The organism is Micromonospora sp. CMU55-4, from assembly GCF_011602315.1.
Classification (GTDB): domain Bacteria; phylum Actinomycetota; class Actinomycetes; order Mycobacteriales; family Micromonosporaceae; genus Micromonospora; species Micromonospora chalcea.
Window position 1 is genome coordinate 1 of the sequence record NZ_JAAOLH010000009.1, and the last position, 16490, is coordinate 16490.

12 protein-coding genes are annotated in these 16490 nt (G+C 71.8%); 5 read left to right on the forward strand and 7 right to left on the reverse strand.

Annotated elements, in window-relative coordinates:
- Positions 1-71: 71 nt before the first annotated feature.
- Positions 72-5570, reverse strand: a complete 5499-nt coding sequence (gene pulA, locus HA073_RS16990) for a pullulanase-type alpha-1,6-glucosidase (RefSeq protein ID WP_166456843.1) — start codon at positions 5568-5570, stop codon at positions 72-74.
- 143 nt (positions 5571-5713) lie between these two features.
- On the reverse strand, positions 5714-6406 hold the full coding sequence (locus tag HA073_RS16995) for a cellulose binding domain-containing protein (RefSeq protein WP_064445338.1): 693 nt from the start codon (positions 6404-6406) through the stop codon (positions 5714-5716).
- A 153-nt stretch (positions 6407-6559) separates the two neighbouring features.
- Between HA073_RS16995 and HA073_RS31155 the strand changes: the two genes are divergently transcribed.
- Complete coding sequence (locus tag HA073_RS31155; RefSeq protein WP_043329705.1) at positions 6560-7159, forward strand: GNAT family N-acetyltransferase; 600 nt, start codon at positions 6560-6562, stop codon at positions 7157-7159.
- A gap of 39 nt (positions 7160-7198) precedes the next feature.
- Here HA073_RS31155 and HA073_RS17005 read toward each other — a convergent pair whose 3' ends face one another.
- Entirely contained in the window at positions 7199-7852 is a 654-nt protein-coding gene (locus HA073_RS17005; RefSeq protein WP_030503305.1) for a GPP34 family phosphoprotein, read from the reverse strand.
- Between the two features lie 200 nt (positions 7853-8052).
- Here HA073_RS17005 and HA073_RS17010 point away from each other — a divergent pair, with 200 nt between their 5' ends.
- Entirely contained in the window at positions 8053-9564 is a 1512-nt protein-coding gene (locus HA073_RS17010) for an APC family permease (RefSeq protein WP_043329703.1), read from the forward strand.
- 52 nt (positions 9565-9616) lie between these two features.
- Here HA073_RS17010 and HA073_RS17015 read toward each other — a convergent pair whose 3' ends face one another.
- Together HA073_RS17015 and HA073_RS17020 are read right to left on the reverse strand one after the other, a co-directional pair.
- The gene (locus tag HA073_RS17015; protein WP_064445336.1) at positions 9617-10006 is read right to left on the reverse strand and encodes a hypothetical protein; all 390 of its coding nucleotides are present in this window, start codon (positions 10004-10006) and stop codon (positions 9617-9619) included.
- A gap of 41 nt (positions 10007-10047) precedes the next feature.
- On the reverse strand, positions 10048-10755 hold the full coding sequence (locus HA073_RS17020) for a hypothetical protein (protein WP_064445335.1): 708 nt from the start codon (positions 10753-10755) through the stop codon (positions 10048-10050).
- Here HA073_RS17020 and HA073_RS17025 point away from each other — a divergent pair.
- Both HA073_RS17025 and HA073_RS17030 read left to right on the forward strand, forming a co-directional pair.
- Complete coding sequence (locus HA073_RS17025) at positions 10754-10942, forward strand: hypothetical protein (RefSeq protein ID WP_166456844.1); 189 nt, start codon at positions 10754-10756, stop codon at positions 10940-10942. The genes HA073_RS17020 and HA073_RS17025 overlap by 2 nt on opposite strands.
- Positions 10943-10994: 52 nt before the next feature.
- Positions 10995-11831: a hypothetical protein gene (locus tag HA073_RS17030; RefSeq protein ID WP_205797675.1), complete on the forward strand. Its 837-nt coding sequence runs from the start codon at positions 10995-10997 to the stop codon at positions 11829-11831.
- A 392-nt stretch (positions 11832-12223) separates the two neighbouring features.
- Here HA073_RS17030 and HA073_RS17035 read toward each other — a convergent pair whose 3' ends face one another.
- Positions 12224-12877 (reverse strand): DedA family protein, encoded by a 654-nt coding sequence (locus HA073_RS17035; protein WP_043329697.1) that lies wholly within the window; start codon positions 12875-12877, stop codon positions 12224-12226.
- A 24-nt stretch (positions 12878-12901) separates the two neighbouring features.
- A complete protein-coding gene (locus HA073_RS17040) occupies positions 12902-13258 on the reverse strand; it encodes a glyoxalase (protein WP_166456846.1) in 357 nt (118 codons plus the stop codon).
- Between the two features lie 156 nt (positions 13259-13414).
- Between HA073_RS17040 and HA073_RS17045 the strand changes: the two genes are divergently transcribed.
- Entirely contained in the window at positions 13415-16270 is a 2856-nt protein-coding gene (locus HA073_RS17045) for an aconitate hydratase (RefSeq protein ID WP_043329693.1), read from the forward strand.
- The last annotated feature ends 220 nt before the right edge of the window (positions 16271-16490 follow it).

The window sequence follows — 16490 nt, forward strand, 5'->3', positions numbered from 1 at the left end:
CCTGACGGTCCCGGGGTACGCGACCGGCCCCCTGCCACGTGACGTGGCAGGGGGCCGGTCGGCCGTGCCGGTCAGCTCTGGACGAACACCGCCACGCTGCGCGCGGGCACGGTGAACGTGCCGGCGGCCCGGTCGAACGAGGCGGTACGCAGCGCCGGGTCGGCCGAGTTCCGCAGCACCGGATGCAGCGTCACGTTCGCCCCGCGCAGCCCGGTGACCGTCTGCTTCGCCGTCTCCGGCGTGGCGTTGAAGACGACGGTCACCGACTTCCACGTCCCGTCCAGCCCGCGCGCGTCGAGGGTCATGGTGAGCACGCCCGGCGTCTCCTTCGGTCCGGACAGCGGGAACGCCACCCGCTTCTGCACCTGCTCGGCGCTGCTGAGCCCGAACACCGGCGAGGATCGGCGGACCCGCAGCAGCTCCGCGTACCGGGCGTCGGCCAGTTCGACCGCCGCGCAGTCCGGCACCAGCAACGGGTCGGCCAGCAGCGGCTTCGCGTACGACCACTTGTCGCGGTTGTCGGCCTCCGGCGGCAGGCCCGCGCCGAACCCGTTGCCCTGGGCGCAGTCCCAGCGGATCTGGTTGAACCAGTCCCCCGAGTTGTACGAGTTGCGGTCCAGCGACTTCGAGCGCAGCCGCTCCGAGCCGGTGGTGACGAACCCGGCGCCCTGCCCGAGCGCTGTGGTCGCCAGCGCGAGCACCTGCATCCGGGCCCGGTCCTGCGCCGAGGTCCCCTGCGGCAGCTTGTACGCCAGCGCGTCGTACAGGATCTCGTTGTCGTGCGCGTCGACGTAGGTGACCGACTCGCCCGGCGCGGCCGTGTATCCGGCCGGCGCGCCCTTGTAGTCGACCTGCGCGCCGGTGACCCGCTTCCCGGAGGAGTCGGTGAACCGGTAGTCGCGCAGGTTACCGGTCAGGCCCACCTTGATCAGGTCGTGCTGGTGCAGCAGCCGGGCCCGCTGCTCGGCCGCCGTGCCGTTGACCTCGTCGCCGTTCGGGTCGGTGTAGAGGCCGGAGGCGAAGCCCTGCGCGCGCGGGTTCGCGTCGAACGGGCCGCCGCCGCGCACCGCGTCGCGGAGCCGGTCGTTGAACGTGCCGATGCCGGTGCCGGCCATGTTGATCTGGGTGGCCTGGGTGAACCGGGCGTCGTCGGCGACCTCGCCGAAGTTCCAGCCCTCGCCGTAGAGCAGGATCTTCCGGCCGTCGACGCCGTCGCGGGCGAGCGTGAGCTTGTCCAGCGCGGCCCGTACGGCCAGGATGTTCGCCTTCGGGTGGTGGCCCATCAGGTCGAACCGGAAGCCGTCGACCTTGTACGCCTTGGCCCAGGTGACGATCGACTCCACCACGAGCTTGCCCATCATGGCGTGCTCCGGGGCGGTGTTGGCGCAGCAGGTCGAGTTGGCCACCGACCCGTCGTCGAGGAGCCGGTGGTAGTAGCCCGGCACCACCTGGTCGAGCACCGACTTCGGGTCGGCGCCGGCGGCCGAGGTGTGGTTGTAGACCACGTCCATGACCACCCGCAGGCCGGCCTTGTTCACCCCGGCGACCATCTGCCGGAACTCGGTGGTGCGCTTGGCGCCGTTCGGGTCGGTGGCGTACCCGCCCTCCGGCACCGTGTAGTGCAGCGGGTCGTACCCCCAGTTGTAGCCGTCGGTGTCGGCGACCGCCGCGACGCACTTCTGCTGCTGGTCGGAGTCCGGCGGCAGCGCGGCCAGGTCGCAGGCCGGCTGGGCCTGGTCGGCCCGCTTCTCCGGGATGGTGGCGAAGTCGAACGCGGGCAGCAGGTGCAGGTAGTTGACCCCGGCGTCGCCGAGCGCCCGCAGGTGCTTCATGCCCGCCGTCTGCGGGTCGGTGAACGCCAGGTAGGTGCCGCGCCGCTCGGCCGGAACCGTGTTGTCGGCGATGGAGAAGTCCCGCACCGACAGCTCGGTGATCTGGGCCTTCGACGCCGGCGGGGCGGCCGGCTTGCGCAGGTTCGCCCAGCCGGCCGGCGCGAGCGCCGGGTCGGTTAGGTCGACGATCTGGCTGTGCGTGGAGTTCGGCGCGAGCGCCACCGAGTACGGGTCGGTCACCGACGCGGTGACCACCTTCTGTGTCGCCGGCTGCCACGCCTGCACCTGGTAGCGGTAGTAGCGACCGGTCCACGCCTTCGTCCCGCGCACCGACCAGACACCGGTGCGGTCGTCGCGTCGCATCGCCACAGTGGTCGGCTCGGCCGTTGGCGAGTCGAACAGCTCCAGCGCCACCTTCCGCGCGGTGGGCGCCCACACGGCCAGCGTGGGTACCCGCCCGGCGAACGTCGGGCCGAGTTTCGCGCCGGTCGCGGCCGCGTAGACGTCGTCGAGCACACCGGGGATCTGCACGCCGGTGGCGGCGAGCAGGGCGCCCTCGGCGTCCCGCTCGGTCACCACGAGCTGCCCGCGCAGCGCCGCCGGCACCTTGGCCAGGTCGCCGCGCGCGAGCGTGAAGGCGCGACGGTCCCAGAGATGGGGGTACGCCTGTCGTTGCGCCTCGGTCAGCCCGTTGCGCTGCGCCCGCAGCGGCAACTCGGTGTACGTGCCGGTCAGCTCGCCGTCGGCGACGCCGATCCCACCGGCCGGGGCGACCGCGAGCGCGTACCGCCTGCCGTCGGTCGGGCCGGTGGCCCAGGCGACTGTGGACCTGTCGATCCAGTTCGCCTTCTGCCTGGTGATGTCGATGTCGGTCGCGGCGCCGGACGTGGTGGTCGGCAGCAGCCGGCCCTTGACGCCGGCGAGCAGCCACACCTCGCGCCCGGCGGTGGCGAAGTCGAGCCGCTGGTCCTCGAGGTGGTCCTTCTGGTCGCCGGAGTGCACGATGTAGCTCAGCCCGGTCGCGCCGGCGCTCAGCGGCACCCGGAACACCGCGCCGTAGGCGTCGATCTTCTCCGGCTTGAGCGGCGTGGCCCAGTCGGTCGGGCTGGCGGCGCCGTCCCACAGGTGCAGGCCCCAGCCGTCGTAGTTGCCGTCGGCCTTGCGCCAGTGGATCAGCGCCGTGTCCGGCGCCACCGGCGGGTCGGGCTCGCCGGTGGCGGCCTGCCGCGTCGGGTACACCTCGGCGTCGCCCTGCTTGACCCAGACCTCCCCGGTCCGGGTCACGTCGATGAAGCGGTCGGCCGCGACGTCCTTGTTGCCGCCGGAGTCGACCACGACGAAGCCGACCGACTTCGCGCCCGGCTTGAGCTTCACCCAGGCGAACCGGCCGTACGAGTCCTCGCCGGCGAACGGCTGCCCGGCGGGCCACTCGGTGACGTACGCCGGGTCGATGTCACCCCAGGCGTAGAGCCGCCAGTCGTCGTACCCGCCGGCCGGGCGCTTGTAGTGCACGATCGCCCAGTCCCGCGACTCGCCCCGGTCCGGGGTGCCGACGGTGCCGGTGGCGCGGGCGGTGGCGGTGCGGCCCTTGCCGTCGCGGACCACTGCCTTGTACTCGACAGTGGTGCCGCCGGGCAGGCCGGTGAGGTCGTGGTGCACGGTGTACGGGGCGCGGTGCGCGCTGCCCAGCAGCGTCCACTTCCCGCCGTCGACCCGGGCGGCGAACGTGACGGTGGCGAGCGGGTCGCCGGTGACCTGGGCGGTGACGGTGGCCTTGCCGGGGGCGGGCTCGTCACCCGGCTCGGTGATCGTGATCTTCGGAGCGGCCCCGGGGTGCGGGATGGCCCGGTCGGCCTTGAGCACCACCGCCGACATGGCCGGCACGGTGAGGCTCAGCTTGCCGTCGGCGGCGGCCGTCACGTCTGCGGCGCCGCCGTACACGCCGGTGAAGCGGGCGCCGGCCGACCAGGTGTCCACCGTGACAGTCTGCGGGGTGGCGGCGTTGTTCACCGCCGCCACGTACTCGATCCGGTCGGCGGGCAGGACGCGGGAGAACGCGAAGACGCCGGGGCCGTCGGCGGCGTGCCGGGTGACCTGGACGCCGTCGCGCAGCGCCGGGTGCGCGGCCCGCAGGCCGCCCAGCTCGGCGATGGTCCGGTAGAGCGGGTGGCGGGTGTCGTACTGGTCGACGGCGTGGGTGCGGGTGGTGCCGATCAGGTCGTCGTCGAGGTAGTCGGCGGTCCGGGAGGCGAACATGTCCTGCCGGGCGTCCTTGTCCCCGCCCGGGCCGGTGAAGCCCTGCTCGTCGCCGGAGTAGACGACCGGCTGGCCACGGGTGAGGAACATGAGCTGGTGGGCGAGCCGGCTGCGCGTCAGCTGGGCGGCGTCGTCCCCGCCGCCGGCGGCGACGAACGAGCCGATCCGGCCCATGTCGTGGTTGCCGAGGAACGTGGTGAGCCGGTTGGCGTTCGTGTCCCGCGCGGTGTAGAGGTCGTCTTTGGCGTACACGTCGGCGAGCGCCTTGGCCGAGCCGTCGGCGGCGGCGTAGCCACGTGCCGCCTCCTGGAACGAGAAGTCGAGCGTGGCGGGGAGGCCGCCGCGCCGCACGTAGGTGGACTGGATCTCCTGTTCGGCGCTGTAGACCTCGCCGAACATGAAGAAGTCCTTCTTGCCGGCCTTTGCCGCGGCGGCGTCGATGCCGCGGGCGAACTGCGGCCAGAACTCGAGGTTCGAGTGCTTGACGGTGTCGAGGCGGAACCCGTCCACGCCGGCCTTGCCGATCCACTCGGCGTAGATGTCGGTCATGCCGCGCACCACTTCGGGCCGCTCGGTCCACAGGTCGTCCAGGCGGGAGAAGTCGCCGTACTCGCTGTTCTCCCCGGCGAAGGTGGAGTCACCGCGGTTGTGGTACATGGTCGGGTCGTTCAGCCACGCCGGTACCTTGACCTTCGCGTCGGCAGGGGTGGCGAACACCGGGGTGTACGGGAACGACTTCTCGTTGACGGCGGGGAACTTCCGGGTGCCGTCGGCGTAGTTCCGGTCCTCGAAGGGTCGTCCCTGCGCGTCGCGGTAGGGGGCGGTCTTCTTGTCCACGTAGCCGTACTTGTCCTCGGCGTACCGGATGACGTCGGCGGTGTGGTTCACGATGATGTCGAGGTAGACCTTGATGCCCCGCCGGTGGGCGAGGTCGACCAGCTTCTTCAGCTCCGCGTTCGTGCCGAAGTGCGGGTCGACCTGGGTGAAGTCGGTGATCCAGTAGCCGTGGTAGCCGGCCGAGACGTCGGCGCCGGTGCCCTGCACGGGCCGGTTCTTGAAGATCGGGGCGAGCCAGATGGCGGTGGTGCCGAGCCCTTGGATGTAGTCCATCCGGTCGATCAGGCCCTTGAGGTCGCCGCCGTGGTAGAAGCCCTTGTCGGTCGGGTCGTGGCCGGTGGTGAGCCGGCCGCCGGTGAGGCCGCCGTTGTCGTTGCGCTTGTCGCCGTTGGCGAAGCGGTCCGGCAGGACGAAGTAGAACTGCTCGGCCTTGGCGGTGTTGCGGCTCGCCGCGAGCAGCGCGTCGGGCGAGGGCTCGTGGTTCCACTGGGGAGCGTTGCCGGCGGCGAGGACGTCGGGGGTGGCGGCGCGCTCGGGAGCGTCGTCGCCGAGCTGATGGAGGGCCACCGGAACGCCGACGACGGCGAGCACGAGGGAGGTGACCAGGGCGAGCAGCGCCTTGGGGGATATCGGCGGCGGTTTCATCGACGGCCTTTCTCTGGTCGCTGATTCGCCCGCACGCTAGCCCTTGCCGAAACATTCTGCAATACCTTGCAAACCATGCTGCAACAAAGCAGTTACCTTGCAAGAGAGTGCACGCGTGTCGCCCCGATCCCGGGGCGCGGGTTCTACCGGGCGACGCAGGGCGTGCCGTCGACGGTGCAGCTCGCCGGCCGGGTGCCCGCCCGCTCGATGTGGAACCGCACCGCCAGGGACTGCCCGGGGGCCAGGTCGAATCCACTGCGGTAGGTGAAGACGCCGTCGTCGAAACGGAACACGCCCTGCTCGGCGCCCTCGACCCAGGCGGTGACCAGCCTTCCGCCGGGGAAGACCGCGCGCACCGTCCAGCCCCGGTGCGAACGCGCGGTGTTGACGAGCAGCACCTCGCCGATGAAGCCGCCGTCGAAGGCGCTCTGCACGCTGTACCTGCCGGTCACCGCGGACGGCGGCGCCACCGGCGGCGGAGACGACGGGGGCGGCACCGGCCGGGCGACGCCCCGGGGGCTGGGCGTCGACGCGGCCGGCGTCGGCCGGGCGGGCAGCTCCGTGGAGCGGGGCGACAGGCCCGGCAACACCGGAGCGGTGGCGGAGACCGGCGACGGACCGCTGGCGCTGACCGCCGTGGGGGTCGGCGGCACGTGCGGCAGCGGCATCAGCGGATCGGGCGGATCGGCCGCCGGGAACGTGCTCCGTCCCCGCACCGAACCGAGCGCCACCGCCAGCAGGACCACCATCACGACCACGCCGGCGGCGACGAGGATCCAGGGGGACGAGGTCATGGCGGCCCCGGGCTGCGGGCCGGAGCGACGCGTGTGGGACATGGTCCTCCTGTCGGGGTCCGGGCCAGCGTAGCCACCGGGACCGGGCCGCGGCGAGCGGCCGGAATCGGGCCTGCCGCACGGCGCGGACTCCTGATACCTTGCACGCCGATCAATGACCACAATGGCTCGTCGAGCCGGTAGGACGGATGGCCAGTGACTGAGTGGCAGGGCAACATCCGGCGGGCGTCCACGGCGGACGCCGCCGTCGTGACCGCGATTCTCGCCGAGGCGTTCATGCAGGATCCGGTGAGCGGCTGGGTCTTCCCGGCCGACGACCACCGCGCGCGGGTCCATCCCGCCTTCTTCGGGCCGTTCGTCGCGCTGGCGCTGCGCACCGGCGAGGTCCACCTCGCGGGCGACGGCCTGGGCGCCACGCTCTGGCTGCCCACCGGCGACGGCCACGAGGCCGAGGAGGGCGACGAGTTCGCCGGGATGGAGGCCGCGATCGGCGCCGAGGCCATGAAGCGGTTCGGCATGCTCGACGAGATGATGGGCGCCCGCCACCCGAGCGAGCCGCACTGGTACCTGCCCTTCATCGCGGTACACCCGGACCATCACGGCAAGGGCGTCGGGTCGGCGCTGCTGCGTAACAAGCTGGCCGAGCTGGATCAGGCCGGCTCCGCCGCGTACCTGGAAGCCAGCTCGCCGCGCAACGCCGCGCTCTACGAGCGGCTCGGGTTCCGGCGCCGCCCGGTCACGCTCGACCTGCCGGACGGGCCCAGCCTCTACCCGATGTGGCGCGACCCGGCCTGACCGGGATCGTCCCGCCCCGGCCTCACCCGGGGCGGGACGTCATCGCCGTACCGTCGTGGTGCTGACGTCGAGCGCGCCCACGACGGCGGCGAGCAGTCCGTCGAGCTGCCCCGGCAGGAACCGCCGGCAGTCCCGCATCCGGACGCCGACCTGCGGGTCGAAGATGTTCGCGGCCAGCCCGACCGCCTCGGCGAGGCTGGCCAGCAGCAGCGTGCCCGGGTCCAGTTCGGCCGGGGACGAGTGCATCAGCATGGCGGTCAGCCGTACCCGCGGCGAGGCCGCCTGGTTCGGGTCGTTGGCCGGCCAGCGCACCGTCCGGCCGATCAGCTTGCCCTGCTCCCGGCGGAGCACGCCGGCGGTGACCAGCCGGGTGCCGACACGCTCGTTGATGTTGAGCTGGGTCCGCAGATAACGGATCCACAGCCGGGCCGGGTGCGCGCCCTCCCGACGCAGAATCTCGGTAATGAGCAGATCGGTGAGCGGCTCCTGCCACAGTCGCGGATCGACAGCGGCGATTCCGCCGCCGTCGAGGGCGATCCGGCCCTCGAACATCAATTCGGCGAGCGCGGCGCCGGCCAGCCCACACTCCAGCCGGTCGACGGCGACATGCGGCTTGCCGGTGAACTCGTCGTGTCCGATAAGGAACAGCGCATCCGCAAGCCGATACGTGGCCTGCGCCCCGGGGTAGGTCATGGTCCATCCTCGAACGGTGGCCGTGAACGTCGACACGGGACGGTACGGCATGACCACGCACAGCTCAATTCCGGTCGATCAGGAGCCCCCCAAATCGATATCGAGACGGGGTTGTGACGATCAGTGATCACCAATACCCTGCTTCAGGTTGTTCCGAAGTAGACAGCTGAACCCCCTCACTTCCCTCCCCTGGAGAAGCCTTGTCCTCCGATCCGTTTTTCTCTGACGGTGGGCTGCGCCGCGGTCGTCTCGGCACCGCTCACCTCGTCTTCTTCACCGTCGCCGCGTCGGCCCCGCTGACCGTTCTCGGCGGTGGCGTCACCACCATGTACGCGGTCAGCGGCAACATCGGCGCCGCGCTCGGATACGTGCTCCTCGCCGCAGTGCTCGCCGTCTTCGCCACCGGCTACGCCGCGATGAGCCGGTACGTCGCCAACGCGGGCGCGTTCTACGCGTACATCGCCAACGGCCTCGGTCGAGCCGGCGGGGTGGCCGGCTCGGCCGTCGCGCTGGCCGCGTACAACGCCATTCAGATCGGTCTCTACGGCCTGCTCGGCGCGATCCTCGGCGACTTCATGGACGCCAAGACCGGCATCAGCCTCGACTGGTGGGTCTGGGCGCTGCTGGCCTGGGTCTTCATCGGCGCGCTCGGCGTCCTGCGCATCGACCTGAACGCCACCGTGCTGGCGGTGCTGCTCATCCTCGAGTGCATCGCCGTGCTGATCTTCGACCTGGTCGCCTTCGCGAACCCGGCCGGCGGCGCCGTCACCACCGCCGGCATCAGCCCCGGCCACCTGTTCGGCGCCGGCTTCGGCGCGGTGCTCGCGTTCACCATCGCCTCCTTCACCGGCTTCGAGAGCGGCGCCATCTACAGCGAGGAGGTCAAGGACCCGCGGCGCACGGTGGCCCGGGCCACCTACATCGCCGTCGCGTTCACCGGCCTGTTCTACGCCTTCTCCGCGTGGGCGCTGACCGTGCTGACCGGCCCGGAGAACGCGCCGGCGGCCAGCGCCGAGGCGGGGCCCGGCGTCATCTTCGGCGCGCTCGACCAGTACACCGGCGCGGTCGTCGCGGACATCGCCAACGTCCTGTTCATCACCAGCGTGCTCGCCGCCCTGCTGTCGTTCCACAACGGCGTGGCGCGGTACCTGTTCGCGCTGGGCCGCGAGCGGGTCCTGCCGGGCTTCCTCGGCGCGACCTCCAGCCGCAGCGGCGCCCCGGTGGCGGGCTCGCTGGTGCAGAGCATCCTCGCCGTGGTGGTGTTCCTGGCGTTCGCGATGACCGGCCGTGACCCGGTCATCGACCTGTTCACCTGGCTGTCCGGCGCGGCGGCGGTCGGCGTCGTGCTGCTGATGACGCTCACCTCGGCCTCCGTCGTGGGCTTCTTCCGGGGCCGTCCCGGCCCGGAGAGCGCGTGGCAGCGGGCGATCGCCCCGGGGCTCGGCACGATCCTGCTCACCGCCGTGCTGCTGGTGCTGCTGTTCAACTTCGACGCGCTGCTCGCGCCCGACACCGCGAGCTACCTGAAGTGGCTGCTGCCGGCGATTCCGGTGGCGGCGGGCGTGCTCGGCCTGATCTGGGGCGCGGTGCTGCGCACCAGCCGGCCCGAGACGTACCGCCGGATCGGCCAGGTCACCGAGGAGGGCCTGCACGAGCCCGGCCTGCACCCGGCCCCCGAGGCCGACCGCTGGGCCGGCGCCCACCACCGCTGACGTCCGTCGGTGCGGCGGCCGGCCCGCGTGGCCGGCCGCCGCACCACCACGATCAGGCGGTACGGATGACAGTGCAGATGACCGGACCGTCCTCGGTGGTACGCAGCAGGTAGCGGTAACGCTCGCCGGGCACCGCGCCGCCCTGGCTGTCCAGGAACTCCCAGCGCACCGCCACCTCGGTGAGCAGCGCCGAGACCTGTTGCACGTCCTCGATCTGCGCGTTCGCGGCCACCAGTTCCCGCTCCTGGTAGTCGGGGGCGGCGCCGACGAAGCTGAGCGCCACCGCCGCCGGCGAGGTGAACGAGAAGCTGTAGGTGTCGGCGACCACCAGCCCGGGCAGGGCGTAGCAGCCGGCGATGGCCGGCACGTCGGCGGTGGTCAGCGCCACGCCGTACCGGTCGAAGAAGTCGGTGAGCGTGTCGAGGTCGGTGGAAGCCGTCACGACGCTCCTCATTACCGGCCCGGCGCGGCGGCAAACCTTCCTCAGCGCGGCGGGATCCGCACCTCGATCTCGGCTCCGAGGCGCGCGCCGCCGCTGAGGGCCAGGTCGTCGCCGCTCCAGAACCGTCCCGGGTCGTACCAGTTGGGTCGCCGCCCGGCGGGCAGCAGACCCATCGCCTCGTACGTCACCGCCACCACCTCGGCGCAGTACGCCGTCTCCAACGCGTTGTCGCTGCTCTGCCCGCCGTCCGTGCTTTCGTCTCCGCTCCTGGTCCGGCCCCGGCCGCCGATCCGGCCCTTGATGCCGTCGAGGCTCAGGCGGCGCGGGTGCGGCACCCGGCCCCGGGCCCACCGCCAGGCGAGTTGCGCGGTGGACGGGAACGGCGTGCCGTCGAGACGGGCCACGGTACGCAGCACCGCCTCCTCCATCGCCGGGTCGGCCGGCGGTTCGAGCTGACGCAGCCAGCCCCGTTGGCCGTACCGGTTGGCCCAGACGCAGACCGCGTCGCGCAGGTCGTGCAGCTGCACGCCACGCTGGTGCGTGCCGGTCCACATGTCCGGCAGCGAACGGCCCAGCTCGGCGTGCCACATCAGCGGCGGCATGTCGTCGAGCACCACCGCCATGCCCACATGGTTGACCGGGCTGTTGGTGGTGAGCTGAATGGCGCGGTCCGGCACGCTGCGCCCGCGGAACACCCACAGATCGCCGGTGCGGGTCAGCTCCACGGCCTCGTCCAGGCTGATGCTCATGGAGGACTACCCTAAGCGGATGCGGCAACGGATGCGGTGGTGGAAGGTACTCGGACTCGCGGGTCTCGCCGGCGTCGCGGCGACCGGAGTGGTCGTGGCGCGCGCGGAACGGCGGCGCCGCGCGTACACCCCGGAGGAGATCCGGGACCGGCTGCGCGAACGGCACGCGAAGGCGTCGTCGTCCTGAACGGACAGTCACGGGGCGGCGCGGCCGGGCGGGTTCTCCTAGCATCGGCGTGATGGGAACCAGTTTCTGGGAAAGCCCGTTCGTCCTCGACCCCCGGCCCGCCGCGGTGGAGCGGCACGGCGACGTCGACCTGCACGTCCCCACCGGCGACGGCCGGCACCCCGCAGTCGTGATCGTGCACGGCGTGCCGGGCCCGCCCGACGCGCCGGACGCGCGCGACTGGCCGCTCTACCGCGGTTACGGCGCGCTGCTCGCCGAGCGGGGCGTGCTGGCCGCGATTCCCCAGCTCACCGTGGCCGGCCCCGACGACCTGTACGCCGTCGCCGCGCGGGTCGCCGCCGCCGCGGAACTGCTCCGCGCCGACCCGCGCGTCGACGCCGACCGGCTCGGCCTCTGGTTCTTCTCCGGCGCCGGCCTGCTGCTCGGCGACTGGCTCCGCGACCCGCCCCGCTGGCTGCGCGGCCTGGCCGCGACCTATCCGCTGCTGGCCCCGCTGCCCGGGTGGCCCCCGGTGGATCCGCGCTTCCGCCCGATCGACGCGCTCGACCTGCCCGCCCCCACCGGCGACGCCACCGCCACCCCGGCGCTGCCGGACGACACCACGACGCCGGGCAGCGTGGATTCCGGCGACACGGGCATCGACGCCGCACGGCCGGGCGAGCCGGCTCGGCCGACGCTGGTGCTGACCAGGGCGGGCCGGGAACGGCCCGAGGTCGCACCCACCATCGAGGCGTTCACGGTGGTCGCCCGGCGGCGCGGCATCCCGCTGCACGTGGTGGACGTGCCGAACGGTCAGCACGGATTCGACGCGCTGGATCACACCGAGGAGTCCCGAGCCGCCGTACGCACCGCCCGCGACACCCTGCTCGACCTGCTGACCGCCCCCTGACCACCGGCCATCGCACCACCAGATCTCCCCACGCCCTCACCCCGTCTCGTTGATCATGAGGTTGGCCGGGACAAAACAGACACAAACTGCCGCCAACCTCATGATCAACGGGGCGGGCGGCGCACCGGAATCCCGCACCCGCGCTTGAGCACCCGTTCCCGCTCGCCCCGCCCGTTCTCGCTTTCCCGGCCTACAGCCCACCAGCCAGCGCCCACGCCGGACGATCAAGGAGTTTTGGTCCTCTGGCGGGCCGAATCCGTACACAAACTCCTTGATCACCTCGGCGGCGGCGCCCGGGGGAGGCAGCTAGGCGAGGCGGAGACCGGAGCAGGGCCGGGGAACGGAGCAGGGGCCATGGCCCAGGGCGGGGACCGGAGTGCGGGCGGGGTGGGTCAGCGGTCGGCTGCGGGGACCGGGTCGGGGGTGTCGGGGCTGTCCAGGGGCTGCAGGCGCTTGGCTCGGCGGCGCAGCCACGCGGTGCTCACCACGCCGGCCAGCACGGCCAGCACCAGCCCGGCCCAGGAGATGTCCTTGAGCCAGTGCTCGGCGGCCTGCCCCAGATAGAACAACAGGTAGGTGGTGCCGAACGCCCAGACCAGCCCGCCCGCGGCGTTGGCGATCAGGAACCGGCGGTACGGCACGCGCAGCGCTCCGGCGAGCGGCCCGGCGAGGATGCGCAGCAGCGCGACGAACCGCCCGAAGAACACCGCCCAGACACCGTGCCGGGCGAAGCTCAACTCGGCGCGGGCCAGGTGCGCGGGGCCGAGGTGTTTCGGGAAGCGCCGACCGAGCCGCTCCAAGAGGGGACGGCCACCGCGGCGGCCGACGGCGTACCCGACGGAGTCGCCGAGGATCGCGCCGGTGGCTGCGGCGGCGGCCACCCACTCGGGCCCGACGGCGCCGGTGGCGGCGAGCAGGGCGGCGCTGACCAGCACGATCTCGCCGGGCAGCGGGATGCCCATGCTCTCGACGCCGATCACCACGCCCACGAGCAGGCAGATCAGGCCCGGTGGGAGGGCGGCGAGCCAGTGCTGTACGTCGACCACCCCGCCGACCCTACCCGCGCCCGGTCACCCGGCGGGGGCCAAGAACTCCAGCCGGTTGCCGTGCGGGTCGTGCGTGTGGAACCGCCGCATGCCGGGAATCTCCTCGTCGCCCCAGGTCACGGCGTGGCCGGCGGCGTCCAGGCGGGCGGCCAGCTCGTCGAGGTCGGGGCGCACCAGGGCCGGGTGGGCCTTGCGGGCCGGGCGGAAGTCGTCCTCGACGCCCAGGTGCAGTTCGGCGTCGTACCCGGTGAACCAGCAACCACCGCGGGCGGCGAGGGCCGGGGGTTTGGGCTTCTCGGTGAGGCCGAGCAGGCCGACGTAGAAGGAGCGGGAGAGATCCTCGGAGCCGCGGGGGCAGGCGAGCAGGACGTGATGGATCATGGTGGCACCTCCTCGTCCCGCAGCGTGGCACGAGGTTGCGTGAATAGCAAGACGGACGTACGGTTTTGTAGAGACCGACGCAGGTAAGTGTTGCCTAAGCACGGCGGCGCTCCGGTCGGTGCGACAAACTGCTCAGGACTACTCACGGTCGCTGGTGTGAAGGAGTACGACGTGGCGAGCCTCGACACCTTCGGTGCGAAGACCCAGCTACGCGTCGGAGACGCGAGCTACGAGATTTTCAAGATCGACAAGGTGGAGGGCCACGAGCGACTGCCCTACAGCTTGAAGATCCTGCTGGAGAACCTGCTGCGGACCGAGGACGGCGCGAACATCACCGCCGACCACATCCAGCAGCTCGGCGCGTGGGACGCCACCGCCGACCCGAGCGTGGAGATCCAGTTCACCCCGGCCCGGGTGCTGATGCAGGACTTCACCGGCGTGCCCTGCGTGGTCGACCTGGCCACCATGCGCGAGGCGGTACGTGACCTGGGCGGCGACGCCACGAAGGTCAACCCCCTCGCTCCGGCCGAGCTGGTCATCGACCACTCGGTCATCGCCGACCTGTTCGGCCGCGAGGACGCCTTCGAGCGCAACGTCGAGCTGGAGTACGAGCGCAACAAGGAGCGCTACCAGTTCCTGCGCTGGGGTCAGACCGCGTTCAACGAGTTCAAGGTCGTCCCGCCGGGCACCGGCATCGTGCACCAGGTCAACATCGAGTACCTGGCCCGTACGATCATGGAGCGCAACGGCCAGGCGTACCCGGACACGGTCGTCGGCACCGACTCGCACACCACCATGGTCAACGGCCTGGGCGTGCTGGGCTGGGGCGTCGGCGGCATCGAGGCCGAGGCCGCGATGCTCGGCCAGCCGGTCAGCATGCTGATCCCCCGCGTCGTCGGCTTCAAGCTCTCCGGCGAGATGCCGGCCGGGACCACCGCCACCGACCTGGTGCTGACCATCACCGAGATGCTGCGCAAGCACGGCGTGGTCGGCAAGTTCGTCGAGTTCTACGGCCCCGGCGTCAGCGCCGTGCCGCTGGCCAACCGCGCCACCATCGGCAACATGTCGCCGGAGTACGGCTCGACCGTGGCGATCTTCCCGATCGACGCCGAGACCGTCCGCTACCTGGAGCTGACCGGCCGCGACGCACAGCAGGTGGCGCTGGTCGAGGCGTACGCCAAGGAGCAGGGCCTCTGGCACGACCCGGAGCGCGAGCCGGAGTACTCCGAGCGCCTCGAGCTGGACCTGAGCACCATCGAGCCGTCGCTGGCCGGCCCGAAGCGCCCGCAGGACCGGGTGCCGCTGGGCAGCGCCAAGACGCTGTTCCGCTCCGCGCTCAGCGACTACGTGGCCGCCGACGAGACCGGTGGCGACCCGGGCCGCAAGCCGGGCGTGCCGCAGCAGGAGAAGCCGTTCGGCGCCGACGGCCCGGCCGACGAGGCGTCCGCCGAGTCCTTCCCGGCCAGCGACTCCCCCGCCAACGGCGTGAACGACCCGGCGGACGCACCGCGCGACCTGGAGACCGCCGCCGTGGGCGCGGGCGGCCGGGCCAGCAATCCGGTACGGGTGACCGGCGCCGACGGCGTCGAGTACGAGCTGGACCACGGCGCCGTGGTGATCGCCGCGATCACCTCCTGCACCAACACCTCGAACCCGCAGGTCATGATCGGCGCCGCGCTGCTGGCCCGCAACGCGGTGGAGAAGGGCCTGGCCCGCAAGCCGTGGGTGAAGACCACCCTGGCGCCGGGCTCGAAGGTCGTCATGGACTACTACGACCGCGCCGGCCTCACCCCGTACCTGGAGAAGCTCGGCTTCAACCTGGTCGGCTACGGCTGCACCACCTGCATCGGCAACTCCGGCCCGCTGCCGGAGGAGGTCTCCGCCGCCGTCAACGAGGGCGACCTCGCCGTCGTGTCGGTGCTGTCCGGCAACCGCAACTTCGAGGGCCGGATCAACCCGGACGTCAAGATGAACTACCTGGCGTCCCCGCCGCTGGTGGTCGCGTACGCGCTCGCCGGCACCATGGACATCGACCTGGCCAACGAGCCGATCGGCGAGGACGCCCAGGGCAACCCGGTGTACCTGCGGGAGATCTGGCCGAACAGCGCCGAGATCCAAGACGTCATCGCCTCCGCGATCGGCGCGACCGGCTTCAGCGCCGCGTACGCCGACGTGTTCGCCGGTGACGAGCGCTGGCAGTCGCTGCCGACCCCGACCGGTGACACGTTCTCCTGGGACGGCGAGTCGACGTACGTGCGCAAGCCCCCGTACTTCGAGGGCATGCAGCAGGAGCCGGCCCCGGTGCAGGACATCGCCGACGCGCGCGTGCTGGCGAAGCTGGGCGACTCGGTGACCACCGACCACATCTCCCCGGCCGGCTCGATCAAGGCGGACTCCCCCGCCGGCAAGTACCTGGCCGAGCACGGCGTGGCCCGGCACGAGTTCAACTCGTACGGCTCCCGCCGGGGCAACCACGAGGTGATGATCCGGGGCACGTTCGCCAACATCCGGCTGCGCAACCAGCTCGTCCCGGGTGTCGAGGGCGGCTTCACCGTCAACCACCTGACCGGTGAGCAGACCTCGATCTACGACGCCTCGATGGCGTACCAGGAGGCGGGCGTCCCGCTGGTCATCCTGGCCGGCAAGGAGTACGGCTCCGGCTCGTCGCGTGACTGGGCCGCCAAGGGCACGATGCTGCTGGGCGTGAAGGCGGTCATCGCCGAGTCGTACGAGCGGATCCACCGCTCGAACCTGATCGGCATGGGCGTGCTGCCGCTGCAGTTCCCGGGCGGGGAGACCGCCGAGTCGCTGGGCCTGACCGGCACGGAGACGTTCTCGATCAGCGGCGTGACCGCGCTGAACGACGGCGACACCCCGCGTACGGTCAAGGTCACCACCGACACCGGCGTGGAGTTCGACGCCGTGGTCCGCATCGACACCCCGGGTGAGGCGGACTACTACCGGCACGGCGGCATCCTGCAGTACGTGCTGCGCCGCATGATCGCCAGCTGATCCCGTACGGCTCACCGAGGGCCGCTTCCCGCTCCGGCGGGGAGCGGCCCTTTTGCGTACCTCATCCACCCCGAAAAATTGCGACTGGATGGAATTCCCGCAGCGACCGATCGCACATCCGACAATGCACAGAATCGACATCCATGATTCATTGACATGTGCCGAAGCCCGTCGATACGTTTCGGTTGTCGCGACGAACCACGGGGGCGCTCCAGTTTTC